Source organism: Streptomyces sp. AM25, assembly GCF_058146165.1.
This window is the reverse complement of the sequence record NZ_JBKIWN010000034.1, coordinates 53,442-79,157: the sequence shown is the minus strand read 5'-3', so window position 1 is coordinate 79,157 and position 25,716 is coordinate 53,442. Positions and strand designations below refer to the sequence as shown.

27 protein-coding genes are annotated in these 25,716 nt (G+C 70.7%); 14 read left to right on the top strand and 13 right to left on the bottom strand.

All coding sequences use genetic code 11. The annotated features are described in order from the left end of the window. Positions 1-298 precede the first annotated feature (298 nt). Both ACLHRZ_RS31945 and ACLHRZ_RS31940 read right to left on the bottom strand, forming a co-directional pair. On the bottom strand, positions 299-1,291 hold the full coding sequence (locus ACLHRZ_RS31945; protein WP_490422083.1) for a restriction endonuclease: 993 nt from the start codon (positions 1,289-1,291) through the stop codon (positions 299-301). 195 nt (positions 1,292-1,486) lie between these two features. Next, a complete protein-coding gene (locus ACLHRZ_RS31940; RefSeq protein WP_490422082.1) occupies positions 1,487-2,212 on the bottom strand; it encodes a hypothetical protein in 726 nt (241 codons plus the stop codon). 186 nt (positions 2,213-2,398) lie between these two features. Between ACLHRZ_RS31940 and ACLHRZ_RS31935 the strand changes: the two genes are divergently transcribed. The 3 genes from ACLHRZ_RS31935 to ACLHRZ_RS31925 all read left to right on the top strand — a co-directional run bounded on the left by ACLHRZ_RS31935 (position 2,399) and on the right by ACLHRZ_RS31925 (position 4,557). After that, positions 2,399-3,157, top strand: a complete 759-nt coding sequence (locus ACLHRZ_RS31935; protein ID WP_490422081.1) for a hypothetical protein — start codon at positions 2,399-2,401, stop codon at positions 3,155-3,157. A gap of 191 nt (positions 3,158-3,348) precedes the next feature. After that, positions 3,349-3,627 (top strand): hypothetical protein, encoded by a 279-nt coding sequence (locus ACLHRZ_RS31930; RefSeq protein WP_490422080.1) that lies wholly within the window; start codon positions 3,349-3,351, stop codon positions 3,625-3,627. 108 nt (positions 3,628-3,735) lie between these two features. Next, positions 3,736-4,557, top strand: a complete 822-nt coding sequence (locus ACLHRZ_RS31925) for a hypothetical protein (protein ID WP_490422079.1) — start codon at positions 3,736-3,738, stop codon at positions 4,555-4,557. 18 nt (positions 4,558-4,575) lie between these two features. Here the strand turns inward: ACLHRZ_RS31925 and ACLHRZ_RS31920 are convergent, their stop codons facing one another. From ACLHRZ_RS31920 to ACLHRZ_RS31910, 3 genes are all read right to left on the bottom strand, one after another. Next, a complete protein-coding gene (locus ACLHRZ_RS31920; RefSeq protein ID WP_490422078.1) occupies positions 4,576-4,968 on the bottom strand; it encodes a hypothetical protein in 393 nt (130 codons plus the stop codon). A 39-nt stretch (positions 4,969-5,007) separates the two neighbouring features. Then, the gene (locus ACLHRZ_RS31915; protein WP_490422077.1) at positions 5,008-5,499 is read right to left on the bottom strand and encodes a hypothetical protein; all 492 of its coding nucleotides are present in this window, start codon (positions 5,497-5,499) and stop codon (positions 5,008-5,010) included. Positions 5,500-5,685: 186 nt separating this feature from the next. After that, positions 5,686-6,513: a tyrosine-type recombinase/integrase gene (locus ACLHRZ_RS31910; RefSeq protein ID WP_490422076.1), complete on the bottom strand. Its 828-nt coding sequence runs from the start codon at positions 6,511-6,513 to the stop codon at positions 5,686-5,688. Between the two features lie 358 nt (positions 6,514-6,871). Here ACLHRZ_RS31910 and ACLHRZ_RS31905 point away from each other — a divergent pair, with 358 nt between their 5' ends. The 4 genes from ACLHRZ_RS31905 to ACLHRZ_RS31890 all read left to right on the top strand — a co-directional run bounded on the left by ACLHRZ_RS31905 (position 6,872) and on the right by ACLHRZ_RS31890 (position 9,973). Continuing rightward, positions 6,872-7,363: a hypothetical protein gene (locus ACLHRZ_RS31905; RefSeq protein WP_490422075.1), complete on the top strand. Its 492-nt coding sequence runs from the start codon at positions 6,872-6,874 to the stop codon at positions 7,361-7,363. A gap of 269 nt (positions 7,364-7,632) precedes the next feature. Further along, the gene (locus ACLHRZ_RS31900; protein WP_490422074.1) at positions 7,633-9,429 is read left to right on the top strand and encodes a tetratricopeptide repeat protein; all 1,797 of its coding nucleotides are present in this window, start codon (positions 7,633-7,635) and stop codon (positions 9,427-9,429) included. A gap of 143 nt (positions 9,430-9,572) precedes the next feature. Next, positions 9,573-9,731 (top strand): DUF8636 domain-containing protein, encoded by a 159-nt coding sequence (locus ACLHRZ_RS31895; protein WP_490422073.1) that lies wholly within the window; start codon positions 9,573-9,575, stop codon positions 9,729-9,731. Further along, positions 9,728-9,973: a hypothetical protein gene (locus ACLHRZ_RS31890; RefSeq protein WP_490422072.1), complete on the top strand. Its 246-nt coding sequence runs from the start codon at positions 9,728-9,730 to the stop codon at positions 9,971-9,973. The genes ACLHRZ_RS31895 and ACLHRZ_RS31890 overlap by 4 nt, the downstream gene beginning before the upstream one ends. 46 nt (positions 9,974-10,019) lie before the next feature. Here the strand turns inward: ACLHRZ_RS31890 and ACLHRZ_RS31885 are convergent, their stop codons facing one another. Further along, a complete protein-coding gene (locus ACLHRZ_RS31885) occupies positions 10,020-11,459 on the bottom strand; it encodes a hypothetical protein (RefSeq protein ID WP_490422071.1) in 1,440 nt (479 codons plus the stop codon). A gap of 147 nt (positions 11,460-11,606) precedes the next feature. On the opposite strand from ACLHRZ_RS31885, the gene ACLHRZ_RS31880 reads away from it, so the two are divergent. Beyond that, complete coding sequence (locus ACLHRZ_RS31880) at positions 11,607-11,816, top strand: dTMP kinase (RefSeq protein WP_490422070.1); 210 nt, start codon at positions 11,607-11,609, stop codon at positions 11,814-11,816. Positions 11,817-11,854: 38 nt separating this feature from the next. Here the strand turns inward: ACLHRZ_RS31880 and ACLHRZ_RS31875 are convergent, their stop codons facing one another. The 5 genes from ACLHRZ_RS31875 to ACLHRZ_RS31855 all read right to left on the bottom strand — a co-directional run bounded on the left by ACLHRZ_RS31875 (position 11,855) and on the right by ACLHRZ_RS31855 (position 15,894). Further along, positions 11,855-12,820 carry a hypothetical protein gene (locus tag ACLHRZ_RS31875; RefSeq protein WP_490422069.1) on the bottom strand — a complete coding sequence of 322 codons (966 nt, stop codon included), beginning with the start codon at positions 12,818-12,820 and terminating at the stop codon, positions 11,855-11,857. A gap of 330 nt (positions 12,821-13,150) precedes the next feature. Further along, positions 13,151-13,402 carry a hypothetical protein gene (locus tag ACLHRZ_RS31870; RefSeq protein WP_490422068.1) on the bottom strand — a complete coding sequence of 84 codons (252 nt, stop codon included), beginning with the start codon at positions 13,400-13,402 and terminating at the stop codon, positions 13,151-13,153. A gap of 141 nt (positions 13,403-13,543) precedes the next feature. Then, entirely contained in the window at positions 13,544-14,143 is a 600-nt protein-coding gene (locus ACLHRZ_RS31865) for a hypothetical protein (protein ID WP_490422067.1), read from the bottom strand. Between the two features lie 267 nt (positions 14,144-14,410). Continuing rightward, a complete protein-coding gene (locus tag ACLHRZ_RS31860) occupies positions 14,411-15,352 on the bottom strand; it encodes a hypothetical protein (protein WP_490422066.1) in 942 nt (313 codons plus the stop codon). Next, on the bottom strand, positions 15,349-15,894 hold the full coding sequence (locus ACLHRZ_RS31855) for a hypothetical protein (RefSeq protein ID WP_490422065.1): 546 nt from the start codon (positions 15,892-15,894) through the stop codon (positions 15,349-15,351). The genes ACLHRZ_RS31860 and ACLHRZ_RS31855 overlap by 4 nt, the downstream gene beginning before the upstream one ends. Positions 15,895-16,607: 713 nt before the next feature. Here ACLHRZ_RS31855 and ACLHRZ_RS31850 point away from each other — a divergent pair. From ACLHRZ_RS31850 to ACLHRZ_RS31840, 3 genes are all read left to right on the top strand, one after another. Continuing rightward, positions 16,608-16,844, top strand: a complete 237-nt coding sequence (locus ACLHRZ_RS31850; RefSeq protein ID WP_490422064.1) for a hypothetical protein — start codon at positions 16,608-16,610, stop codon at positions 16,842-16,844. Positions 16,845-16,900: 56 nt separating this feature from the next. Then, positions 16,901-17,731, top strand: coding sequence for a helix-turn-helix domain-containing protein (locus ACLHRZ_RS31845; protein WP_490422105.1), 831 nt, complete (start codon positions 16,901-16,903; stop codon positions 17,729-17,731). Positions 17,732-18,715: 984 nt separating this feature from the next. Next, entirely contained in the window at positions 18,716-19,360 is a 645-nt protein-coding gene (locus ACLHRZ_RS31840; protein ID WP_490422063.1) for a GIY-YIG nuclease family protein, read from the top strand. Positions 19,361-19,459: 99 nt separating this feature from the next. Here the strand turns inward: ACLHRZ_RS31840 and ACLHRZ_RS31835 are convergent, their stop codons facing one another. Further along, complete coding sequence (locus ACLHRZ_RS31835; protein WP_490422062.1) at positions 19,460-20,848, bottom strand: NsdA family TPR-like regulatory protein; 1,389 nt, start codon at positions 20,846-20,848, stop codon at positions 19,460-19,462. A 287-nt stretch (positions 20,849-21,135) separates the two neighbouring features. On the opposite strand from ACLHRZ_RS31835, the gene ACLHRZ_RS31830 reads away from it, so the two are divergent. The 3 genes from ACLHRZ_RS31830 to ACLHRZ_RS31820 are packed head-to-tail and all read left to right on the top strand — an operon-like array spanning position 21,136 to position 24,646. Continuing rightward, complete coding sequence (locus ACLHRZ_RS31830) at positions 21,136-21,825, top strand: PIG-L deacetylase family protein (protein ID WP_490422061.1); 690 nt, start codon at positions 21,136-21,138, stop codon at positions 21,823-21,825. After that, positions 21,822-23,381 (top strand): hypothetical protein, encoded by a 1,560-nt coding sequence (locus ACLHRZ_RS31825; RefSeq protein WP_490422060.1) that lies wholly within the window; start codon positions 21,822-21,824, stop codon positions 23,379-23,381. The genes ACLHRZ_RS31830 and ACLHRZ_RS31825 overlap by 4 nt, the downstream gene beginning before the upstream one ends. Beyond that, the gene (locus ACLHRZ_RS31820; RefSeq protein ID WP_490422059.1) at positions 23,378-24,646 is read left to right on the top strand and encodes a glycosyltransferase family A protein; all 1,269 of its coding nucleotides are present in this window, start codon (positions 23,378-23,380) and stop codon (positions 24,644-24,646) included. Before ACLHRZ_RS31825 ends, ACLHRZ_RS31820 begins: the two co-directional genes overlap by 4 nt. Here ACLHRZ_RS31820 and ACLHRZ_RS31815 read toward each other — a convergent pair. Continuing rightward, positions 24,633-25,676 carry a phosphotransferase gene (locus ACLHRZ_RS31815; protein ID WP_490422058.1) on the bottom strand — a complete coding sequence of 348 codons (1,044 nt, stop codon included), beginning with the start codon at positions 25,674-25,676 and terminating at the stop codon, positions 24,633-24,635. The genes ACLHRZ_RS31820 and ACLHRZ_RS31815 overlap by 14 nt on opposite strands. Positions 25,677-25,716 lie beyond the last annotated feature (40 nt).

The following is a 25,716-nucleotide window of genomic DNA, read 5'->3' as shown; positions in this document are numbered from 1 at the left end:
AGTCCGACGGCAGCTTCCGCAGAGCACCAGCGGGCGTGACATCGCTGGGCGGCGCCGGCGCCCGGGACGGACGGGCGCGTCCCACTTCGGCGTCAGGCAGGTGTGGACGCTCGAGGACAGTCCGCGGCGCGGAGAATGCCGCACGTCGACCTGGTATTGCCCCGTCAGGAGCTTTTTCCCTCCAGGGGATTGAGGAAAAAGAACGCGCGCCCCATGCATACATCAGTAAAAGGGCGCGCGTTGGAATTCAGGAAGCTCGGGGCTGCTTGGGATAAGCGCCGTAAGCGGCGGGATCTCCTCATGCAGCAGATTCCTTTGACGTCAGGTCCAGCACCTTCGGCAATGGCTGACCCCACGTTGCCCACTGTTCCAGCTGCTCGGACTCAATGAGGTGAATGGTCTGACTCTCGGCGAATCGCCTGGCGGGCAGGGAGAAACTGCCGTTCGTCATCGCAATCACCACGTCTGCCCCGTGTACGGGACGCGCAGTGCCATTCAGGCGTTGCAGCACGGGAGAGCCGACCGTGGCATTTCCCGTGGTGTGCTTGCACTGAATCACAACGATGTCGCCACCAGGGCCCTTAGCGATCACGTCGGCTCCCAGGTCCCCCGCTCCACCCCGGGGGCGGATGACGTTGTATCCGTCCCGTTGCACCAGGTCGGCCGCCAGCCGCTCGAACTCGGTGTGGTGCATCGCGCTGACCTGCTCCAGGCTGACGCTCGCTTCGGACCGGATGAAGGCGATGCGTTGCGCATCGAGCAGGGCTATTCGGTGCAGCTCATTCCGGTCCTTCCTCAAAGCGGCCTTGATGCGTTTCCTAGCCTCCTGGTGCTGGTCCCACAGCGGCATGATGCTCTCGAACAGGGAAGGAGAAGGCGAGCGCTTCGTCTCTTCGTAGATGTCTACAGGGTCGTCGCCATAGCCGCGGCTCATGAGCTTCCAGGCTTTACGGCATTCCAGTCTTGCTTGCTCCGCTTCACGCAATTCCGGCTGCAATATGTCGAGCAGTCGCCGGGCTGCTGCCCGGCAGGCCCTGGCGATGGGTTCGGGCGTGTCATCCAACTGCGCTGTCTGGCGGCGCGTGGCCTCCGACACCTCTCGTTCAAGCTGCTCGGCGCGTTCGGCGATGTTGTTCCATACGGCCTGCGTGAACACACCTTCTTTTGCCCATATCCAGGCTGCCAAAAAGTCGTCAGCAGTCGCCTTCCCGAGTTCATCACCCATGAACCAGCGGAAATCTTTGTCGGCGTAGCGGTGCGGCCGTACCTTGCGGGCATCGTTCACGATCACGCCCCGACCTTAGTGACCACCTCTGACAGCCACGCCCCGCCCGCCCACCGACACTGGCGCCCAGGGCGAAAATCCACAGACGGCCCGCTGACGGCCTGCCGCACCTGCCCGCATCCGATCACCCCGGCCTCCGTGTGTTCGGCCGCGAGAAGGGCCGGTCTGTGGGTCGCCTTTTCTGATGGTTCGTGAAGAGGGTTATTTTTTGCCCGGGTTCGGCGGCAGCTCGCGCAGCACCAGGGTGCGCGACATCGCCGGCGCGGCGCGCCGAGCGAGTTCACGCCGCTTGCCCGGTGCGTCCTCCGCCCGCAGCGCCACCCCGAGCAGCTCCATCCACCGCGCCTCGGCGGCCCGGGCGGCCAGGACCCCGGCCACCGCCTCCTCCACGGTCGGCGGGTGGTCTAGGGGTAGACCACCGGCAGCTGGCGCCGCATCCGACACCGACTGGTCTACAACTGGACCACCCTCCTCGGGGGCGCCCCGGCCCGGCGGGTCGTACTCCTTGTGTGAGCCCCAGCGGAACGGCCGTTCGCCGGTGAGGAGTTCCTCGTGCGCGTCGACGGCCTTGCGCAGCCGGGTGGCGTACCAGTCTGTGTGATGGTCTTCGACTTCCCAGTCCCGGGCCCGCGGCCACCTATCGGCCTCGAACGCGGCGAGCATCGCCACGTACAGCGGGTGCCCCCACTGCCGCGGCCTCGAGCCGCAGTCTTGCTCGCACACCGCGCACATCGTCGGCCACGGGTCCCCGGGCACCCCCTGCGGAAAGTCCTCCGAGTGCACCAGCACGGCCAACACCCCGGCCTCCGGGCGCGCCGCGTCGATCAAGACCTGCATCGACGGGCCGGGCAGCCACGTCTGCACCAACGTGCTCCCGCACTTCGGGCAGTACGGCACCGAGAGGTCCAGCCCCCGTCGGTGGCGCACCGTACTGCCCTCGCTCGCCTTCCGCGCCGCCGACTTCCTCTTCTTCCTCCGAGCGCGCCCGCGCCCAACTCCCTTAGCCACCCCGGTCATTCAACACCACCACCGCACCTGTGGCCCCGTCAGCGATATCCGTCCCGGTGCGCTCGCCGGCGCCGATGTCAGTGGCGGCACGTAAGTTGCCCGTTCATGAACACCAGCACGACCCTCACCGCTGCCGAGATCCGCGAACGGTTCCCAGCACTCGCCCGGAACATCGAGCGCGCGAACCAACCGCTGGAGGAAGTCTTTGCTTTGACCTTCGGCTCGCCAGACAATTGGCCGGAGAGGAACGACCAGGAACACAGAACAGAGGAACCGTTCCTGGCGGATCACGGTGATCCGCGGTTCGAGCACATACGCACGGTGCGGGAAGATGACCGGCTGAGGGCGGCACGGCTGGCCCGACCGCGCTGGCACGTCAGAGATGTATTCCAGGACGAGGCCAGGAACTTCACACCCTGGATCGCCGGAAATCTGTGGATGGTCGAGCGGGCCGCCACAGGGATCGACGAACTGGGCGGCCTGTCCCTGGTGGAGACGGAGCACACCGTCGGCAGGAGCCGTATCGACGTCCTCGCCCGGGTCGAGCGTTCCGGCAAGCGACGCCGCCACGTGGTGATCGAGAACCAGCTCACCCCCTCAGACGCCTCGCACCTCGGCCGTCTCGTCAAGTACGCCCAGCTCGTCGACGCCTACGCGGCGATCTGGATCTGTCCCTCCTTCACCAGCGAGGACCTCGACGCCATCGACGCCCTCCACCGCCACATGCCCGCGCGCTTCGCGGCCGTCCGGTGCGTCGCGACCCAGGCCGAGGGCCCGGACACGGCGTATGTGGACTTCCTTCCCGCGCGTGAGGACCGCCCGCACCGGGACATCGACGACTTCCCGTACGACTACCCTGGCTGATCCCCGGCCGGCCGCTTGCACCGCGGACCCTGCGGAGCACTCTGTGCGCAGCGATCGGTTCCCAGGGGAGTGTCTGATTAGCGGCCGCCACCGACAGCCGTAGCGAAAACGTGCCACCCGTCGGCGAGAACGAGGGCCCGCCCCGGCGCACTCACCCACTTCCCGGGGCGGGCCCGGTCGTTGACCGGTACGTGACGACACTGCCCGTACACGACGTCAAGGTGCTCCTGACCGAGTTCCACGCCGGCGCTTGGACGCCCACCGACGCGGAGAGGGAGCTCGCCGGATCCCTGGCCTTCAGCGGTCTGTCCCCCTCCAGCCTCCGGGCCGGACTGCGCCAGGCCCCGCCCGGCCGCCTCCCGGACGTCCTGGCCCCATGGACCACCGCCATGGAGACAACCGTCGAGATCCCCTCCGCGGAGCTGCTTCCCCTGCGGAAGCTCCTGGACGCCCTCGCGCCGCTGCCGTGACCGGCTCGGTCACCGCCCGGATGCGTGACTTCGCGCGCCGTGGCCCTCACGGTGGTGGGCATGCCGCCAAGGAGGACTAGTCCCACTCCACGCATCATCTGGCAAAACGTGCTGCGGCTGGCCCGCCGCATCGTGGGCGAGTACCCGCCGAGGAGCGTCACCCTTCGACAGGTCCACTACCGCTGTGCAGCGGCCGGAGCGATCCCCAACACCACGTCCGCCTACAAGCGGCTGTCCTCGCTGATCGCCCAGGCGCGCCGGGACGGCACCTTCCCGGACCTGATCGATTCCACCCGCGAAGTGCACCGCCCGCAGGCCTTCGCCGACGTCGCTGACATGCTGCGCTGCATGCCGGACTCCTTCCGTCTGGACCGCAGGCGCGGGCAGCGGGTGAACCTGTACGTGGCGGCGGAGAAGGACACGCTGCGGGTGCAGTTCACCGGCTGGCTGGAGGACTACGGCATCCCCGTGGTCATCGCCCGCGGCTTCTCCTCCCAGAGCTACGTCCAGGACGTCGCCAGCGCCGTCCGGGCCGACGGCCGCGATTCCGTGCTCCTTTACATCGGGGACCTGGACGCCTCCGGCGAGGACATTGAGCGGGACTGGCTCGAGCGCACCGCGTGCTGGGACCGTGTCGAGCGCGTCGCCCTGAACATGGCTCAGGTCCGCGAACGGGACATCCCGGCCGCGGTGGGCAAGCGCACGGATTCCCGGTGGCCGGCCTTCGCTGCCCGGCACGGGCTGGACGTCAGGTATCCGGTGCAGTGGGAGGTCGAGGCGCTGGCACCGGAAGTGCTGAGGCAGCTGGTGATGGCCGCGGTGCACGTGCACTTCGACCGGGCAGTGTGGGAGTCCGTCGTGGTGGACGAGGACGAACAGCGCGAGCAGCTATGCCGCTTCCTCGCCGGGTGGCCCCCCACGGCCGGGTAGCGGCAGCCCGGGGCGGTTCTACGTGGGCTGTGTGCCGTGGCCGAGGCTGCGCCGGCGACGAAGCGGCGGGGGCGCCTGGACTTCGGTGTCCGGTCGCTCGATGTGCTGGCGTAGGGCGGCGGTGGCGGCGGGGATGGACGCGAGGAGACGCGCGGCCGTGGGGTCGAGGGCGGCCAGCGCGGCCACGAGTGTGTCGATGGCCTCGGTGGTGTCCTCGACGGCGGCCGCGCTCCATCCGGAGGGTTCGGCGGCGTCGGCCAGGGCGCAGGCGGCTTCCGCAGCGGTGTCGGCGAGCTCTTCGACGCCGGGGGCTGCCTGGTCAGGGAGGCGGAGAGCCGGTTCGTCGACCGGGGCTATCAGGGATTGGATCCCGCGGCCGAGAGCCCGGCCGTAGGGGTGCGCTGTGGTCACTGGGGCAGTCTGCCGCATGCGGGGTTGGCCAGCGGCTGGTCATCCCGTCACTGAAGCAGTGCCTCGAAGGGCCGCCGGGATGCTGGCGTGCTTGTTGTCGCTGTGAGACAGCGGGGCGGGGATCGCTGTCCAGACCGGTGAGGTGAAGGTGGTCATGTCGGCGCCGTACTTCGCCAGCGTGCGTAGGAGGCGCTGCGGATTGCCGTCCACGCCATGGATCACTTTCACGGGTCTGCGGGTGGTGTCGGCGAGGGCCTGCGCCTGGTCCATCGTGGCGGTGACGATGTGCGCCAGTCGACCGTTGATCAGGTCGGTCCCGGTGCGCTCCGGGCCGGTGCGCCCCACCACCACGTGTACTTCCCAGCCGCCGGGCCGTCGGCGGTAGTCGACGATGACCTGCACCAGCCACGCCGCGGCTTCGGTGTCCGTCAGGTCGTCCAGGCCGCGGCCGGCGCGCAGCTGGTCGAGGCGTTCTTCGCTCGGGCCGGGCTGTGCTGCCGTCTCGGCCATCCATTCGGTGAAATCCGTCATGCCCCGGGCAACGACCCACGGGGTGCCCCGGTCGCCGTTCATACGGCCGTTCGGGTGCCTGGCCCGAGACGGGCGTGGTCGGTCGCCTCCGCACTGCTCGAACCTCAGGTGCGGGTGCCGGACTTCGTCCGGTCAACGGGTTCGGGCTGGCCGGGGTCACGCGTGTGCACCCGTTGGGGTGGGGGTTTAGAGGTTGGTGACGGTGCCGGTGGGTGAGGTGCCGTGGTTGCGGGCGCTGGTGGCGATGGCGTCGGGGAGGAGGGTGGGGGCGAAGTCGGCGAGGAGGGGGTGATGGGCGGCGACCTGGCGGAGGACGGTGCTGGGGGTGACGTTGCTGTCGAGGCGGCCGCCGGTGCGGGTGGTGATGAGGGGGCCGGGGGTGGGGCCGAGGCGGTGGGGGAGGTAGGCGTCGATGGCGAGGACGAACAGCGGCGGGAGGGCCTGGAACCGGGTGCCGCCGCCTTTCTGCCAGACCTTGGCAACGGTGTTGGTGCCGCGCGGGCGGAGGTCGTCGGTGTCGAGGCGGACGATGGCGCCGGGGCGGAGCCCGGCGAGCATGGCGTAGACGAGGGTGCGGTTGCGCGGGGTGACGGGGGCGTAGAGGCCGTCGGCGGCTTGCATGAGGGCGGTCATGTGGGTGGCGTCGACGACGGGGAGCCCGGGTTCGTCGCGGACTTCCGGCCGGAGGCGTTCGTCGAACGGGTTGTGCCGGCACAGGTTCTCGGAGGCGGCCCAGATGTAGAAGGTGTGCAGGGCGTTGAAGTACCGGCTGCGTGAACGGGCGGCGCCGCCGCGGTGGTCGAGCCAGGCGAGGGCGTGAGCATGGTCGGCGTGCCAGGGGTTGATGCCTTGTCCGGCGGTCCAGTGGAGCCAGTCGGCGACGTCCTGGCCGTAGTGGTCGGGGGTGGTGCCCTGCATGGCGCGGGCGGTGCCATCGCGCAGAGGCCGACCGTAGCCGCGGGCGAGCCAGCGGTGCAGGTCTTCGAGGCCGGGGACGTCCACCACAACCACCATGAATCTTTAGATAACAGCCCTACCCCGGTCACCCTACTCGGCGCGGGGTGCGGTGGTGCCCGAAGTGCGGGGCGGAGGGGCGCGCGCGTGCGGGCTGGAGGATGGGGGGCCGGGCTGTTATCTAAAGATCGGGGTGAGGGGTCGCCGTAGCATCACGAGCAAGACCGACGAATATGGCTTGTACTCCTTCTGGCCTGCTGGCGTCCGCTTTACCGTGCCCGTCCAGAACCTCGGGTGCCAACCCCGCTGATGGCATGTCAGGGCTGCGTGACGTCTGGTCAGTCGGGGTCTCGTGGCGGGCTGGCGTGGTGGCTACTCTTATTTTTTGATGACAGTCACACGGCCGTAGGGGGGGCGGATGACGGGCATCGAGGTGACGGTCGGGTTGGTGTTCGCCTGGCTGGTGCGCAAGGCCCGGCGGGTGGGCGGTCGCGCGGACGCCGAAGTCGACCGTGGCCTGGACGCGGGGATGGACCGGCTGCACGACCTGGTCAGCCGCAAACTCGGCGCGGACCCGGCGCTGCAGAGGGCGGAAGAAGAGGCCAAGAAGGCCGTGGAGGCCGGGGAAGAACGGCCGGAACCGTCCGAACGCACCCGGCGTCGCCTGACGGACTCCCTGGAGGACGCCGCCGAGCACGACCGGGACTTCACTCAGGCTATGCAGGAGCTGGTGGCCCAGCTGCAAGAACACCCCGCAGGCGGCGGGGTGGCGGCTTCCTCCGGTGGGCAGGCCGTCGGCGGGGATGTGAGCATCCGCGCCGACCGCGGGTCGGCCGCCGCGCTGAACATGGGGGACGTGAGGATCGGGAGCACGGGAAACCCTTCAGTGCCGGGTCTGGAACAGGGCTGACCGCATCCGGCACCCGTTTACGCCCGCTCGTCGGCCCTGGCGGCAGCGCGAACGGTCCCGGCGGCACGGTCATCTCCGCGGCGGACAGTGGCATCGCCGCCGGGTCGGTCAACGAGCTGTACCAGTACCGGTACGAGTACGCCGCACCGCGCAGCCCGGCCCCCTGGCCGCACCAGGTCGGGGTAATCCCGCCGCAGGCCGGCTCCTTCCGGAACCGCGCCGAGACAGCCCGGCTCCGGCAGACGCTGACCGGAGGCGGCACGACAGTCGTGGAGTCCGCGCGCGGCATGCCGTTGGGCGGGGTGCTGGCCGGGATGGGCGGGGTCGGCAAGACCCAGCTCGCCGCCGACTACGCACGCACCGCCTGGGACAAGAACGAACTGGACGTGCTGGTGTGGGTTACCGCCGCCAGCCGCAACGCCGTCGAGTCCGGCTACGCGCAGGCCGCCACCGAGCTCCTGGCCGCTGACCCCTCCGATCCGCAGGTGGCCGCCAAGGGGTTTCTGGCCTGGCTCGCCCCCGTGCCCGGGCGGCCCCGGTGCCGGTGGCTGGTGGTCCTGGACGACGTCAGCGATCCGGCCGACCTGAACAGGCTGTGGCCGCCAGCCAGTCCGCACGGCCGCACCCTGGTGACCACCCGCCGCAAGGACGCCGCCCTGACCGGCAACGGCAGGCACCTGATCGAGGTCGGCCTGTTCACCCCCGCCGAAGCAGCCGCCTACCTCGCTGACGCCCTCGCCGCCCATGGCTGCCAGGAACCCGACGAACTCGCCGCCCTCGCACGGGACCTGGGCTGCCTGCCTCTGGCCCTGTCCCAGGCCGCCGCCTACCTCATCGACGCCGGCCTGGACTGCGCCGCCTACCGCGCCCTGCTGGCAGACCGCACCACCGCGCTCGCCGATGTCGCCCCTGACGCCCTGCCCGACGACCAGACCTGCACCGTGGCCGCCGCCTGGGAACTGTCCCTCGACCGCGCCAACACCCTGCGCCCCATCGGCCTGGCACGCCCCATGCTCCAGCTCACCGCCTTCCTCGACCCCAACGGCATCCCCGCCACTGTCCTGACCAGCCCACCCGCCCTGGCCCACCTCGCCAACCACCGACCTCCCCCAGCCTCCCCCGGCCCGCACCCGACCAGCCCGCCACCCGTCACGCCCCAGGAGGCGCGCGGCGCGCTGCGGGCCCTGCACCGCCTGAGCTTGATCGAGCACACCCCCGGTACTCCCCACCAGACCGTCCGCGTCCACCAGCTCATCCAGCGCGCCACCCGCAACACTCTCAGCCTCGACCAGCACAACCGCCTTGCCCGCACCGCCGCCGACGCCCTGTACCAGGCCTGGCCCGAGATCGAACGCGACACAGCCCTCGCCCAGGCCCTGCGCGCCAACACCACCGCCCTGACCACCTGCGCTGACAACGCCATGCATGGGGCCGATGGCATCCATGAAGTGCTCTTACGCGCAGGCCGGAGCCTCGGCAGGGCTGGCCAGGCCAAAGCCGCTGCCAATCACTTCCAGTCCCTCGCCGACGTCGCCCAGGACCGATTCGGCCCCGACCACCCCGACACCCTCACCACCCGGGACAACCTCGCTCGGTGGCGGGGGGTGGCGGGGGATGCGGCCGGTGCCGCAGAGGCCCTCGCCTCACTGCTGGAGGACATGCTGCGAGTGTCCGGCCCCGACCACCCCCACACCCTCGCCACCCGGAACGCCCTCGCCCACTGGCGGGGGGTGGCGGGGGATGCGGCCAGCGCCGCAGAAGCCCTCACCGCATTGCTCACCGACCGCGAACGGGTGCTCGGCACCGACCACCCCGACACCCTCACCACCCGGTACTACCTTGCTCACTGGCGGGGGGTAGGAGGGGATGCGGCTGGCGCCGCAGAGGCCTTCGCCGGATTGCTCGCCGACCTCGAACGGGTGCTCGGCACCGACCACCCCTACACCCTCGCCACCCGGAACAGCCTCGCTCGGTGGCGGGGAGAGGCGGCTGTTCAGGAATCGCCGGCACTCGCCAACGCCGCGAATGCACCAGGGCTTCCCCAGCCCGCGCAACCTGCCGAGTAACCACATCACCGCAGGTCAGTCATATCCGTTGTTTTCGCGGCCGATAATCCGGCTACCCCGTCGAATCGTTCGGGTCGAGGGGGACTGTCAGTGGCGGGTGCGACTCTGTACAGGCCACCGGCTGCCTGGCCGAGGAGAACAACATGCTGACCAGCTACAAAGTCCACTGGACCCCCACCGACGGCGCCCCGCGACGCACCTCCGTGGTCTCCTACGACCTCCCCTCCGCACAACACCAACAGACACAGCTCGAGCGCGAGGGAGCCCTCGACGTAGAGATCGAACAGATCACCCTCAGATGACCGACCCCGACGACCAGACACCCCTCCCCGACGCCGAGCAGTACCACGTCACCGTGCACTTCCACGGCGTCGACGGGTCCATCGAAGGCACGTGGAACCGCGGCGCAACCGCGCTCGACAAGTACCGGGACTGGATCGGGACTCACGGAAGCGTCCCCGGCATCACCATCACCCTCCAAGCCGAGACGGACGGCATCCGGACCACCGTCAAGCAGTGGACCGTCGAGCACCCACAGCGCTGACCCCAGACCGCCAGCCGGGGCCGACAGCAGGGCAACGCTCCACTGCTCACAGGACCCAGTTCGCGGTGAGACAGGCTGTCGTGTAGGGGACATCCGTATAGCCAGGAATGGCCGTAATCCTGGCGAGGAAAGTTATGCGGGTACCCGGGTAACTCGGGGTGCACTTCGTCAGCGGCTTGCCACCGTTGTTCCAGCTGGAACCGTCGACGAATGCACTGCAACTCGAAGGAGGCTGCCGTGCAGCGTCGTAGGTGGTTTCGGCATGTTCCCAGTGCCACGTCCCACGCCCGGAATACCTCAGGCAGGACCCAGTGGCCACAGCAACTGTGCCCCTGACCTTGATGTCCGCCACGGGAGCAGCACCGCAGAACCCATCGAGATCCTTGACGTAGTACGGGGCGCCCAGGGCACAGATGTCCGTCCGCAGCTCACAGGTGACCTGGCCGACAGGCCCCTTGTAGGTCACGTTCACACACCCCGGAGGACTCACCGGGCCCCCTGTGGCGCTGGGCGTGGCTTCCGACGGGTGCCCCGAGTCAGCAGGACCCGAACCCGCCAGCACGCCCAGACCGATAATCACCGCTACCGCGGCCAGCACCTTGCTCGCCTGCCCGGCCTGCCTGACCCTGCTTTTCTTCGCAGGCAGTTCTCCGGAGATCTGGGCCAGTACGGCGGCATCCGCATCCAGTTGCTCATCAGCCCGGCGCAGTGCCTGCTCGATGTCGTCCCATCCGCCGGGTTCCGTGAAGAGGGGTGACGAAGTGACCGGCAGGTCAGGCGGGCGGCCACCGAGTGCGATGATTTCCGCAGCCAGCCGTCCGGCTTCGGCACGGGCCCGGGTCACAAGACGGACGGCCTGGGCGTAGCGCGCCTGTGCCTGGCCGAGCCGTTCTTGGGCCCCGTCCTGCTGTCGGCGGAGCCGGGCCAAGTGGTCCCGGCGTGAAGCCTTGTCGGTCTCACTGCCGAGCAGCGCGGATACGTGGCCGGAGTCCAGCTGGTTGACGGTGTGCTGGAGCTGGGCGAGCATGCTCAGCAAGATCATGATCATCAGCTGTGAGTTGCCGCGGACTCGTTCGAGCTCCGCCACCCGTTCCCGCGCATCGTCCAGCTTCAGCGCCAGGACGAGAGGAACCATCGCCCCCGCCGGCTGACCCTCGCCGGCCTCGGGGTCACGCAGCGGGGCCGGGTTTCGGGCCTCGGAGAGCAACCGCCGTGCCCGTTCCAGAAAGATCTTCCGGGCCCTGACGTCGGGTGTGGTCGCTGCCAGCAGGTCTTCGACGAACCGCTCATCGGGTACCGCTCCGCCGACCCCCGCACTGATCTGGCTCTTGCTCACGTGCATCTGCTGCCCGAGCTCTTCGAGCGTCTTGCCGGAGGCGGTGATCCGCTGGCGCAGGAACACCGCCAGGGCGCGGGCCTCCTCGGTCTGGGCACGGATCGGCCCCCACGGGCGCCCGCGCCGCCTGCGTTTCGCCGGCTCGCCCATTGTTCTTCACCCGCCCGTGACAACCCCGCTTGTCCGGACCTTAGCTGCGCGCATCCCCCGAACAACGGCGAACAACCGTCTCCCACTCCAGAGTGTGATGGCACAAGCCCCGCGCTCCGCCAGCGGCGCACAACCCTGGAGGCCCCCGTGCTCACCCACCTCCCCGCCGCCTCACTCGCACGCCTGCACCGCGTCCTGCTCGTCGCGCTCGTGGTCCCGGCCCTCTGGCTGATCGCCCTCGCTCTCCTGCCGGCCCTGGCCGTCCTGCCCTTCTTCGACGGGGGCACACACCGGGCAGCACAACTGATCGCCGCCGTCGGCCACTACACCCGTACCCTCCTCACCACCTCACGATGACGAGCATGGGCACCGCTGACGTACCGGACGATGTGGCTTCAGGGCGACACCGGCCACACGGTGCGCAGGACGACGATGCGGCGTACCCCAGCGTCCAAGAGAGCCTGGGCTCGGTGGTTTCCATTGATGTAGCCGCCGCCGTCGGAGGGCTGAATCGCGCTCACCGTGCTGAACAGGGAGTCCAGCGCTTGCCGCTGCCACCGGTCCGCGCCGGCCGCCACGGCGCACGCGTCGGCGAAGGCGGCCATGTCTTCGGCTGCGACGCCGGCGCTTTCCGCTTGGGCGAGGGCCGCGATCGCCAGGCGGCTCACCTCGTGCCAGTCACCGCGGTGGTACCAGCAGCAACTGCGCGTGCTCCGTGTGGGCACGGCCTGGCGGAACCACCGCCGCCACCACGGGGTGCCCGTCGGCATGCACTTGGGGGCACGAAACGGGTTCGGGGTCGACAGCCGACACACAGCCATCACCTCGAACCGCTCCTGCGGTTCCGGCACCGGCTCGGGCGGCACATAGCCAGAGCCCCGGTCCCTCGCCACAGGCCCACCGACCAACTCCTCAAGCTGCGCGGCCGTGATCGCCTGCCACCCTGGACCACGCAGCCGGTAGGGCTCGGTCTCGTCGAAGGTGACGAGCTCGAATTCATCCTCGCCCTTGAATCCGAGGTCAACGTCCGTGAGTTGACGCTGCACCCACACCGGCGGCAACTCCTCGGCAGAGCAATGGCGCTCCCAGACCGCCGCGGCGAACGCCTCGGCGGCGTTGGTCAGGCTCGTCCCCTCATACGCGGTCTGCGTCGCCACGGCGACCGGCCGCTGCCCGGGCGCGGTGAACAACTGCAGCCGGAACGACGCCACCCCACACATCGTGGAGACCCGGAACATGTGGTCATCCACGGTGCAGCTCCGGGGTGCGGCGAATTGCAGCATCACTCGCTCCGCGGGCGACGCCTGCCTGGCCGCTGCCTCTGACCGCACGGGGCTCGGCTCCACCGGGATCTCGTCCATCCCCTGATCATGCCGTGCCGCTCACAGCAGGTCAGCGCGTAACTAGGCCGTCAGTCGCGTAAGTGGCCAACCGGAATACGGCAGTAGGGTGCGCGGCATGGGGAAGAACGACTCCGCCGCGGCCCCCGGCGACCAGCCGCTCCCCGCCGCCGACCGGTACTACGTCGTCGTGCGATTCACGGCCCCGGCGGCCCGACCATCGAGGGCACGTGGGACAACGGCAAGAGCGCCCTCGACAAGTATCACGACTGGATCGGGACGCACGAAGGTGCTGCGCGCTGTCCTCTCCTCAGACTGCACCCTGCCGTCCCCGGGGCTGTTGCAAACGAATTAGGCAGGAATTCCGTTGGGCCCGGCGCTGGTGTCGGCACGGTGAGCGCGCTCAAGCAGCGCGGCCAGGAAGGTGGCCTGGCGCCAGTCGAGTTCAACGGCGACCCGGATGCACAGGGGATCGTCCCAGGGGCCGACGCCGAGCGCTTCGAGAGCCTCGTGGATCCGCTGGTGCGGCGGGATGAGATCGCGCGCGCTCGGCACCGGGAAGAGCTCGTCGACGCCGGGAATCTCGACGGTGTACTGGGCCATGCATGCCTCAACGCAGGCGGATAGGACCGGTGACGGCCGGTCCCACGGGCAGACCCGCAGGATGCGCCGAACAGCCCAACCGGCTGCCCCGAGCCCGTCCGGCCTGGATCAGCCCCGTTCCTGCGGCGCGGTGCGGCAGTCTCAACGGGGGTCCGGGCTGATGCTGTCGTCGATCCGGTACCGGGCGCCGGTGCTCTGGCCGGAGGGCAGGGAGGGATCGACGAGGGCGACGAACTGGACGAACTTGCCGTAGAGAGCCCTGCAGCGCGCCGAGCGTGCGAGACCGTCTGCGGAGGTGCCGTCCTGCAGGGTGTCCAGGATGCGCACGAGGTTGTGCCCGGAGAGGGTGACCTCCTGCATCCCGGCCTCCGTCTTCTTGATACGCCCGGCCGGCAAGTTCGGATTCGGCCTGATCCGGTTGTAGATCCCGTAGTTGTACGGACCGCGCACGCCTTGGCTCAGTTCGCTGGTCTTCCATTCGGGCTCCCAGACGCTGAACGCCACGCGGGCGATGAAGGTCCAGGTGTCCTCGTGACAGACCAGCGTCAGGTACGACACCCCGGCCGCCGTCTTCAACACCGCGTTGTGCTCTTCCACGGCGACGGAGTTCTCCTGCTGGGCCTTCAGGCGCGCAGCGCGGTCTTCTTCGCGCCACCGCTTCTCCTGGGCCCACTGCTCGGCGCGGATGGCGCGCTCCTGTTCCTTGCCGGCTATGTACTGCTCGCGCAGCGCCTTGAGCATCGCTTCTCCCGGAAGTCGGTGTCCTGATCGAGCCGGACCCGCATCATCTGGTTCCGGTGAGTCAGAGGAGTATGCATGCCTGCCGCTCCTGCACCGACACTGGGCCAGGACCGGCAGGCGTGCGCGGGACGTGCCCGACGCTCACGGGCCCTGTCGGCACGCACCTGGTGTACGGGCCCGGGTGCGCAGCGTCGAGGCGAAGGCGGGGAGCCACCGGTCCCGTACCTCGCGGACGGATCCCCGGAGAGCGGCTGGCGGCGTAACCGGCTACCAGCGGCCGAGGGCCTGGTTCAACTCCCGGTACCAGGCGATCCGGCGTGCAAGGTGAGGCGCCGGCGGCGGTCCGAGGGCGACCACGGCATCGGTGACCTCGTAGGTGAGGCGGTAGGCCAGGACGCGGGTGGCGAGGTCCATCCACTCCTGGGTCTGTTCCGCAGGGGGCACCGGGCCGAGCACCGTCACGAACCAGACGGGCAGCAGGGCCCGGTCCCGGACGGCGTCGGCCAGACGGCTGCGCAGGATCCAGTCGAGCTTCTTCTCCGCCTTCTCGCCCGCGTTGAGGATGCCCTGCTTGCCCTCGCGCGTGGCCGCGTCCTGTGCCAGGGCCTCCTGCGCCTTTCCGGCTTCGGCGGCCAGCCGGGGCAGCTGGGCGCGGCAGCTGCGCTCGAGGCCGAGGGCCGCGGCGAAGTCGGTCGCGGCCTGCTGGTGCCCGCGGGCCGTGCGAGGAGTGCCGGCGAGGATCCCGGCTGCGGCGATGACCTTGTTCTGGTGCTCTTTCAGCTTGCCCAGGGTGCCGTTGTAGTGCTGGACCGTATTGCGGTGGGTCTGGCGGTGCCAGTCGTCGAGCAGAGCGGCGCGGGCTTGCCGGCCGCGTTCTGCCGCCTGGGCGAGCTTGCGCTGCTCCGGGGTGGTGGTGTCCAGGTCCGCCTCGGGGATGCCCGCGGCTGCGCGCAGGTGGGCTTCGAGGGCCTGGATACGGCCGGTCAGCCGTTTGACGGCCTGGTCGGTGTCTTTGATGTGGTCGCGCAGGTCGCTGCCGACCTCCTCGGCCGTGTCTTCGACCGTGCTGATGCTCTCGCGCAGGCGCTGCAGTTCGTAGTCGAGCTCGTCGACGTCCCCCAGTTTCCTGTGCAGTGAGCTGACGTCGTCCTTGAGGGAGTCGACCTCGAAGTCCAGGTCGCGGATCCGGCGGCTGTAGTCGTCGCTCATGCCTTGCCCTCCTTTCCGGCGGTGGCCGGTCCGGCGTCTGCCGCAACGCCCGTCGCCAGCCACCCGAGGAGGACGAGCACGATGAACCAGGCTGAAATGATGCTCAAGCTGACCAGCGCCGTCATCACGCACACCACGTGCATGCCGGCGGTGACCAGGCGCTGGCGGCGGTGTTCTCCAGCGGTGACCTTCTGGAACGAGCCGATGAGGGTGGCCAGCAGGTGCGGGATGAGCAGCACCAGCCACCACGCGGTGTGGCCGAGGACGAAGACCAGGACGATCAGGAGCACCGCGACGGCCAGCTGCCCTCGCCAGGACCACAGCACGAACCGCTCGCTGCGCTGTCGCTGCGGCTCGGCCAGCCGGGTCGGCATCTGCTTCTCGAACTCCAGCAGGTGGGTGGCCTCCGCCACCAGCTGCTCGTACTCCGCCTCGAACCGGTCATCCCCGGCAGGCAGCCCCGTCAGCCGGTCATGCCGCTCCTGGAGCGCCCGGCGCAGAGCACCGTGCTGGTTGTCCAACTCGCGTTCCGTACTGCTCACTCGTACCCCCACCCTGCGGTGTGACGACGTAACGAACGGACCCTGCCCAAGGGCACAGGAAGCCAGCCCCCGCAATTGACCGACGGTAGCGGCCCCCACCGACAGCCGCCCGCGCCAACCGCTGCAGCGGCCGGGGGGATCGGCCTTGCCCGGGCCGTCGATTGCGCCGGTCAGCGTGCCCGGGAGCAGCGCGCAGGTCACGACTGCGGCAGACCGCAGGCGGCCATGCGTCATGCCACGGGCGACGCCCCTGCGCGGGAGCGTGACCTGGGCATGGATCAGCGCGGTGCGGCTGACACGCCGTACCGCGCTGATGGCGGGGGACCCTCGCGGCAACGCGGTCCGCCCGCAGATATCTCCCGGTGTCGAGGTTGGAGCCACAGACCGACGGGATCGTGAGCTGCCCTGAGGCCGCGGGGCGGGCAGGACAGCCACAGCCAGGATCTCCATCCCGCCCCCCGGTCTCAACCGGGAGAGGGACAGATTTGCGGTTTCCCACCGGGAAAAGAGGGCCTGGCCTGCGGCGGACCGTGACCTCAAAATCTCTGGTTCATTTGTTCCTCACGGGATACGGGTGCGGGAAAACAGCGACTGAAAGCCTGCGCGATTCGGAGGATGTCCCCACCACCTGCCAACATCGGTGCAGGCCCACCGGGGCGACGGCAACCGCCTCCCGGGCCAGTCGAGTTGGAGCCACACCGTACGGAGGATCCATGTCCCGTTTCCCCGAACAAGCCGCCGCATGCATCACCGGCGACCACGTGCCGCTGACCGCCCCCGAGGCGACCGTCATCGTGATCGTCCTCGTGCTGGCCGTCGTGCTCGCCACCGCCGGCATGCCCGACCTCTCGGCCATCGTCCTGCTGGTCAAGTCCCTGGACACGGCCGTGCGCCTGGTCGTGCGGCTCCGCCGGATACCGGCAGCCCACGCCCGGGCCCTGCTCGGCTGACCGTGGGGCGATCCGAGAAACCCGTCGCTCCCTGCTCCGGGGAGCTGAACGTCTTGGTGCGCTGGCTTCGCCGCCGGCGCACCGAGGCGGGGCTCACCTACGACCAGCTCGCGGCGAAGACGCAGAACCTGCCGCAGGACGGCCAATCCCGGCTCACCTGCAGCGCCGACACTCTGGCACGAGCCGCCTCTGGGACCCAGATACCCACGCGGCGCGTCGTCATCGCGTACGCCGCAGCCTGCGAGGCCAGCACCGACCAGGCCGAACGCCTGTGGAAGCGCGCTCGCTACGAGGCCAGCCAGTCCAAGGCCGGCGCCGATCCGGTGCCGTACGTCAGCTACGTCCGGAACTTCGCCGAACTGCACGCCGCGCTCATGGAGCTGTACCGCAAGGACGGCTCCCGGCCCTACCAGGAGCTGGAACGGGACAACCGCTGGCTCCCCCACAGCACCGTCGCCCGCTTCATCAACCGCACGACCTCACGGCGTCCCACCCGCGAGTTCGTCATGGCCTTCGCCGAAGTCTGCGGCGCACGCGGCCGGACGCTCGCCGAGTGGGGCCAGGCATGGGACCGGGCCGAGGAACAGCGCCTCGGCGGCCCCCGATGGGCCGCCCGCCGGCCAGCCCTACTGCACACCCCCGCGGACGAACTGGTCTACGTCGACCGGCGCCGACTCCCCGACGGACAAGATGTCTGGAGCATCGGCACCGATCGCACGCAGGAAGCCGTCGAAGAACTCATCAGGAAGATCGATGCAGGCGGCGTGATCTTGCCCGTACGGGACATGGAGGCAGCCCGCCGGATCGCAAAGCACTCCCGGAACGCCGCGGAACGGCTCGCATCCAGAGCAAGCCCCCGTTTCCACGCTCAAAGGCCTCCCACCTGAACCACATTGGCCTGCAGTCCAGCGCGGGCAGCAGCTACCGATCACGCGACGCCGACCCAGCAGTGCCCGACCCGGGAGATCGGGCTCGCCCGAACCAGGCGGCCCACTCTCAGCACGGCGCGCGAAGCGGGTAAAAGCCCGTCATACGGCCTCCAGGACAGCACACCCAGCCCTAGCGTGACACCGTGAGCGACTCAACCCCCCGGACCCCCCTGGCCAAGTCACTGACCGACCTCCACCAACAGTGCGGACGCCCCCCGATTCGCCATCTGGTGACGAAGCTGCGGCACGAGGGCGTACAAACGGGTCCCGCCCAAGTACTCGGATGGTTCACCGGGGAGAGCGCCCCCGGCCCGCACGCGCTAAGGGTGCTGGTACAGGTACTGACCCGGAAACCAGCCACGGACGAAGAACTCAAGCGATGGGAGCGCCTCCGCCAAGCGTCCGGGCCATCGAGATCCGACGCCGCCAGGCTCCCTCCCTCCGACCTGGTCGCGCTAGTGGAAGGAGCAGCCCTCGCTGCTGCGGGCGGCTTCGGAAAGAGCGTGATCAGCCAGTGGGGCACCACCGTAGCCAAGGCGGTCGAGGAGCGACTGCGGCACATGCGGGCAGCCCGGCGGCGGAACCGCGCAGCGCTGGCCCACCTCGAACCCGAGCTTCCCGACGACGCACTACTCGCCCTGGCAGAAATAGACCTGACAGCGCCTGACGTAGCCGGCCGGATGCTCGTATGGGACCGGGAACAGGACCAATGGCAAGCAGTCCCCCGCCCGCGACGATGGCAACGCGTCCTCAAAGACCGATCCTCACCAGAACCTCCCCGATGAACGCACGAACCACTGCGCCGCCCACGGACAGACATGACGGCGCGGCATCACGGGCGCCGCAGCCGCGCTGAATATCCAGGGGCGCGGCACGGACGGAGGTCTGTCAGTGGGGGTCCGTACCCTCTGCAAGTCATTCGCTCCGCACACAGAGGTACACGTGTTTCCCCACCACATAGCCGAGACAGATCCCGCCTGGGAAACCATCGACACGTACCTCGACAACTTCCGTGACTACCCGGGCAAGTCCAAGCAGGGCTACGTGTACGTCGTGGAAATCGAAGGCGCACGCCGGCGTCTCAAGATCGGCTGTACGACCGGACCACGACGACGGATAACGGGCCTGCGTGATGAGGCCCGGAATATCGGTGACCGCCTGGTCAGAGCCTGGGTGTCGCCCCTCCATCTGGGGTTCCGGGCCACAGAGAAGAGAAGCCTCGGGCAAGCCCGAGATGTGAGCCCCTCGTTCACAAAGACCAGCGAGTACTTCCCTCTTCTGTCCTTCGACGACGCCCAGGTCATCGCGGCCTACCACGCGGAAACTGCAATCCGATCAGAACCGCTCGCGGCGAAGCGCGCTGAACGCGAACGCGCACAAGCCAGACTCGACTTCGACAAGAGGATGGCCGCGCGGCACGACAGCCACCGCACACCAGACGAGACCCATCCCAACGAAAAGGCCAGCGTGGCTCTGCCCCTCGCGGCGGGCGACTACATACCGATGCCCGCCCAACTGCGAGGCCGCCTTTACCCGCACAGCAACACGAAGGGCCCCAGCCGACGGCGCCCGCTGGCACTGCTGTGAGGCCGGCCTCCAGCCCGAATCCGCCCCGCCGATACCCCGGTCACAGAACGGACCGATCAGCCACCGAATTCGGTGGCCGTCGGCCTCAGCCGGACGCAGTCATGGGCTGGTGGCAGCGCGAATGCGTTCGCGGGTCTCGGTGGCGGTCCTGGCTCCCGTGGTGGCGAGTTCGGTGTCGAGTTCGCGTAGGCGGTCGGTGACGCGGGTGGAGTTCACTCGGCCCAGTAGGTGGAGGGCGGTGGCCGTGGTGTGGTCGGCCGCTTCGAGCTGTCCGGCCTGGACCTGGGCCCGGGCGAGCGCGATGTGGTCGAAGGCCCGGCTGCGGATCCGTTCGTCGGGGCGTTGCGTGGTGCCTGCCTGGATGAGTTCGATGGCGCGGGGTGCGCGGCGGGGGTCGTGGGTGGCGGCGATGGATTCGCACACGCCGGCGGTGACTTGGTACTCGGCGTCGTCGAACCAGGCGGCCCAGCTGGGTACCGGCTCGCCGCGGTCGGCGGCCAGGGCGTCGTCGGCGGTGCCGATGGCCCGGGCGGATTCGGGGAGGTGGCCGAGGACGGCGTGGCAGCGGGCTTCCAGGGTGGACAGGAAGGCGCGGAGGCGTCCGGGTGGGAGTTTGCGGGTGCCGTACTGGGCGGCCTGGACGAGTTCGAGGGCGTCCTCGGCGCGGCCGAGGTGGTTGGCCTGGCGGCTGAGGCAGTTGAGGAGGTGTCCGGCGATTCCGGCGCCGGTGGGTCCGGCTTGTTTGGCCGCTTGGAGGCCGAGGAGGAAGTAGTTCTGGGCTTCGGCGTGGCGGCCGACGTCGTGGGTCATCCAGCCGGCGACGGAGGCGAGGTCGGCGATGGCGACGAAGAGAGAGCGGCCGACGTCGTCGGAGGTGCGGCCGTTGGTGGCCAGGAGGGTGACGTCGTGGAGTTGGCCGACGACGGCGCGGCGGGAGAGGCCGCCGCCGTGCGTGCTGTCGAGGACGCGGAAGGCGTCGGTGGCGGCCTCGATGGCTTTGACGTCGTTCATGCCGATGCGGCCGGGGCGGATGGGGTCGGGCAAGGGCTCGTCGGGGAGGTGGAGCCAGGGCTGGACAGCGCCGATCAGCTGGGAGCCGGTCAGCAGGGGGACGGTGGGCGGGGCACTGTCGTCGGTCAAAGCGTCACTCCGGGCGGTGTCGATGATGGCCGCGACGACGGCGTCGGCCTTCCAAGTGGCAGTGGGACCGGCGGCCGGTGCGCCATGCAGCCCGATGTCGGCCAGGGTCAGGGGCCGCGCCAGGTGGCATAGACGGGTGAGGGCTTCGGCCAGGAATTGGGGGACGGGGTCCCGGGGGTGCTCGCCCTTGGTGATCCACCTGCGGACGCGGGAGCGGTCCGGCCGCACGTGGTGATTGCCGTGAGCGCGGGCCACTTTGATGACCTCGACAGCCACCGTCTCGTAGGCGGCGCCGGAGACGCGCGCCCAGTACTCCAGGGAGACGTTGCGGCTGTCCGGTCCGGTCACCAGGGGCCCCTTCGGTCAAGGGTGCATGGCTGTCGCAGGACGATGGCGCATCCGTCAGCGTACCGCCGGGGCCAGGGGCAGCCCGAGTCCTGCGGGCGCTTCGCCACAGTTCGCCACAGCGCGCCCCATGCGGTGGCGCCCGGGCTTCGCCCGTATCCGCTCCACGCCGGGATGTCGCTTCGCCACGGCGATCGGGTGTGTCCTCTCCCCCGGGCTTCGCCACCGGCCCGTTCGCCTGGCCCGCCTTCCGCCTCCGGGGCGGTGGGCGCCGAGAGTTCGGAGGGTCCATGTCCATTCTGGTCTTCGCTCCCCACCCCGACGACGAGGTACTCGGCTGCGGCGGCAGCATCGCCGGACACACCGATGCCGGCCGCCTCACGCGGGTGGTGTTCCTCAGCTCCGGCGAGCACGGTGTTCCCGGCCAGCATGGTCAAGACGCGGCCGCGGTCCGGGAGGAGGAGGCACGGCGGGCCGCCGACGTCCTGGGCGTGCCGCAGGAGAACGTGCTCTTCCTGCGGCTGCCGGACGGCGGGTTCAACCCCGTCCAGGCCGACCAGTTCCACACAGTGCTGAAGCTGCTGCGGGAGCTGCGGCCGACGGTGGTCTACCTGCCGCACCACGGCGACGGATCCTTCGATCACCGTCAGGCCCGGCGGCTGGTGTGGCGGGGGCTGGAGATGTCCGGCAGCCGCAACTACCCGGCGCTCGGCGAGCCGTACTGGGTGCCGGTGGTGCTGGGCTACGAGGTGTGGCAGCCGCTCGCCCGCCCGTCGCTGATGGTGGACATCGACGCCGTCGCAGAGCGCAAGGAGCAGGCGCTGGCCTGCTACGGGTCGCAGGACAAGGGCGCGGGACAGGCCGATCACACCGCCGCCGGCGCGCTGGCGATGGCCCGGTGGCGGGGAGCCGCGACGATCGGCGGCTGCCGGGAGGCGTTCGCGGTGGAGCGGATCTCAGCGTCGGCGGTGGCGTGGTGAGCGCCCGGGGAGCCCGCGCGGCCGCGGCCGTGGGCTGGGCCGGTGCCGCGGCGGTGGCGGTCCGGGGTGTGGGCGGCGCCGTGCAGATGGCGCAGTCGCTGGCCTGGCTCTCCGCGACCGCGCCCCGCTCGCAGACCACCGTCGGCGGCGTGGCCGCGGTGCGGTTCGCGCTGGTGCTGCCTCTGCTGCGCGAGCAGGCGGTCATCGAGGAGTCGGTGGCGTACTTCGAGAAGATGCTCGCCGCCTGGCCCGAGGCGGTGCTGCTGGTCGTGACCACCGCCCGGGAGGACGCCGAACGGGCCGAAGCCGGGCAGCGCGTGGAGGCGCTGGCGCAGGCGCTAGCTGACGGGACGGCCCCGGCTCAGGTGGCCGCGCGGTTCGCCGGCGTACTGCCGCGCGAGCAGCTGACGGCGCTGGCCGAAGAGCTCTCCGGGCAGCCGTACGAGGCGTGCCGGGACCAAGTAGGCCGGGAGTTCTCCGCTTTGCCGACGACAGCGGAGCTGGCCGAGGAGCTGTGCGGGCAGGCGCGGGCGCGCGGCGCGGACGTGCGACACCTGCGCTACCCGCACACCGAGGGGGCCATGGCCCACCAGGTCAACTACGCGGCCCGGCAGCTCCTGACGGACGTGGCTCCGGGTGAGCGGGGGCGGTGGTGGATCGGGCTGTACAACGCCGACTCCCGCCCCCACCCCGACACGCTCGCCGCGGTCGCGGCCCGCGCCGCTGACCCGGCGGCGCGCATCGTGCAGCAGTCCGCCCTCTTCACCGGCACCCTGGCGGGCATGCCGCCGGGCCCCGGCGGGACGGTGGCCGCCGGAGCGGCGTTGCTGCAGTCGCGATGGACGCTCGCGCGGGAGATTCCCCGCCTGCGCCGCCAGGCCGCCGCCGCCCGCGCCGGGGCCCGGCCGCACCTGGCGCACTGTGTCGGGCACGGCTTGTTCGTCCGCGGCGACCAGTGGGCGGCGTGGGGCGGGCTGCCGGTCGAGACGATGAACGAGGACCTCGCGGCCGGTTTCTTCGCCTGCGCGGCGGGTGTGCCGATCGATCCGCTGCCGGTGCTGGAGACCGGGGACTCCCCCACCAGCCCCCGCGCCCTCATCTCCCAGCAGTCGCAATGGTTCTGGTCCTACGTCCAGTACCCGGCCATGGGCCGCCTCGCCGCCGATCGGGGCCTGGGCACGCGGGCCGTGCGGTGGCGGCTGGCCGCATCCGGTGTGGGGCGCGGTGTGCTGTGGCTGGGGCAGTCCCCGGCCGTGGCCGTCACGCTCGCGCTGCCGCTGCTGCACCGCCGGGCCGGCGGCTCGGCCCGCTCCTGTGCTCTGGCCGCGCTGATCTCCGCGGCCGCCGTGGGCGCCTACGTGGTGCTCCCCGCCCGTCTGCTGGCCGCCCGCGCGCAGGCCGATGGAGAAGCGGCCAGCGGGGTGTGGCGGCGGGCGACGGCCGGGACGCTTCCGGCGGCGCTGCTGTTCTCCGCCGGGCCCTGGCACTGCCTCGCCCGCGCCGCGTACTGCCGCCTGAGTGGACGTCAGGCCCGGCACGGGAAGACCGAGCGGTGAGCGCGGCCGAGGGGCCCGTGCTGCGCGAGGTGGTGGCTGCCCTGCGCGCGGAGGAGCCGCTGCTGACCGAGGTGCTGGGTACGGCGCCGCCCGCGCTGGGTCCGGTGTCGGCGGTGCTGGCCACCTACAACCGGTGCCCCTTCGTCCCCGAAGGCCCCCAGGGTGGCGACAACCCGCTGGTGTGGGCGCTGGATTCGCTGCGGGCCCAGGCGGGGAGCGCGCTGGCGGAGATCGTTGTGGTGGACGACGGGTCCGCCGATCACACCGTCGCCGTCCTCGCCGCGTACGAGCACCGGGTCGGCGGGGTGCCGGTGCGGGTGGTGCGGCTGGGCGGGCACGCCGGGTCGGCGGCCGCCCGGACGGCCGGGGCACGCGCGGCCCGGCACCGATGGCTGCTGTACGCGGACGACGACTGCGTGATGCCGCCGCTGTGGGCCGCCGGCGCAAGCGCCACCCTGGCCGCCGTACGGCGCCGGGACCAGGGGGCGGCGGCGCTGATGCTGCCGGTCTACTACCGCGCCCTCTCCCCCGCCGAGACCGCCCAGGCGTATACCGTCGGGCGGCTGGACATCGAGCGGGCCCAGTTCTCGACCCGGTTCCACTGCTGGCCCGACAGCCACCTGCCGCCCCGGCGTCTGCCCGGCGCCGGCGGGCTGCTCGCCCCGCTGCAGGTGCAACTGGTCGGCGGCATGCTCCTGCTCGACCGCGACGCGCTCCTCGCGGTCGGCGGGTGGGCGGACCAGAGCGCCTGGGCCACCTCCTACGCGGACCAGATGACACTCTCGGCCGACCTCACCGACGCCGGGCACTCCCTGCACTTCACCCCCGACGTCCGCCTGGGCTCACCGCACCTGAAGTTCGGCGCCGCTGGCCGCTACCCGGCCGGGGAGCGCGACCAACCGGTGCCCGGCTGCGGCCGACCCCTGGGGGAACTCGTCGACATCTCCGCCGTCCCGCGGACCGCGACCGGCTGCCGCACCAGCCCGGAAGCCTTCTTCGAGGAGGAGACCGGCGCGCTGTTCGCCTTCTTCGCCGCCCGCAGCCCCCGCGGCGCCGCGGCGTGGGCCCAGCGCACGCACGCCGAGTTCGTGGTGCAGGGCATCGTGCACTCCCGCGCAGTGGCCGCGCGGCCGCCGCTTCAGGAACGGCGGCGGCTCTGGCGCCGAGGTCTGGCCCGCGGCGCGGCCGCCGCCGGGCCCAGAGGCTGGGAGATCGCCGCCCGGGCGGCCGCCGCCGTCGGCGAGGAGCCGCTCAGCCCCGCGTGAGGGCGTCCGCGACCTGCTCGCGGTTGCGGCACCACCAGCCGATCAGCGCCGACGCGGCCGTGAACAGGTGGTCACACGAAGGGTCGCCCTTGTCGTAGTGGACCTTGAGCTGCCACACGTCGCAGATGCGCTCCCACCGCAGCCGCTCGGCCGCCTCCGCCAACGGCGCCGCGGGCATCCCGCTCGCCTTGCGGTAGCCGGCGACGAACGCGGTCACCAGCGGGAGGTCGAGCCCGTACTCGTCCCCGCTTCCGAACATCAGCGGCAGCGTCGCGGTGCGCACGACCTCGTCGGCGTAGGGGCGCACGCCCAGCCGGTCCCAGTCCAGCACCGCGCTCACCTCGTGCCCCTGTCGGAGGAGGTCTTCGGACCCCTGCCAGAGGAGGTTCAGATCGTGGAAGTCGCCATGGCACCATCCGGCCGGACCGCGCTCGCCGCCGTCCGGCTGCTGCCCGGCCCACTCGGCCAGCAGCCCCTCACGCTCTGCGAGCGCCCGCTCCACGACACGGTCGAACGGCTCGTCGCTGGCGGCGGCCTTGCGGCGGTAGTCGGCGATCCGGGCGGCTGCCTTCTCCGGGGCGGTGACGGTCACTGGCACGGTGTGCGGGGCGGGCGGCATGGCGGTGGCCAGCTCGGCGTGCAGCTCGGCCAGCAAGACCCCCACCGCGGCCGCCTGGACCAGGTTCCAGGAACGCGCGGGCACCATCTCCCCCGGCGCCCAGGGCGTGAGCGCGTACGGACGACCGTCGACGGTTGCGAGGGTGTCGCCGCCGGGCGTGGACAAGGAGGCCGGGACAGGCAGGCCGGCGTCGGCCAGAGCCCGCGTCGCGGCGTGCTGCCTACGGGCGGCGTCCGGGCCGACGTCCAGGACCTCCTTCACCGCGTACCGAGTCCCGCCGACGGTGCGGACGTCCCAGTTGCGGTTCATCAGCCCCTCAGGGATCGGCCGCACCAACTCCGGGGCGGGCAGGCCGAACGCGGCCAGCACCATGCCGCACAGCTGCACGTCTGTTCGGTCCACGCTCTCCACGCCCGTTCTCCTCACCGGCCCCGCTGCTCTCTGGAGTGCC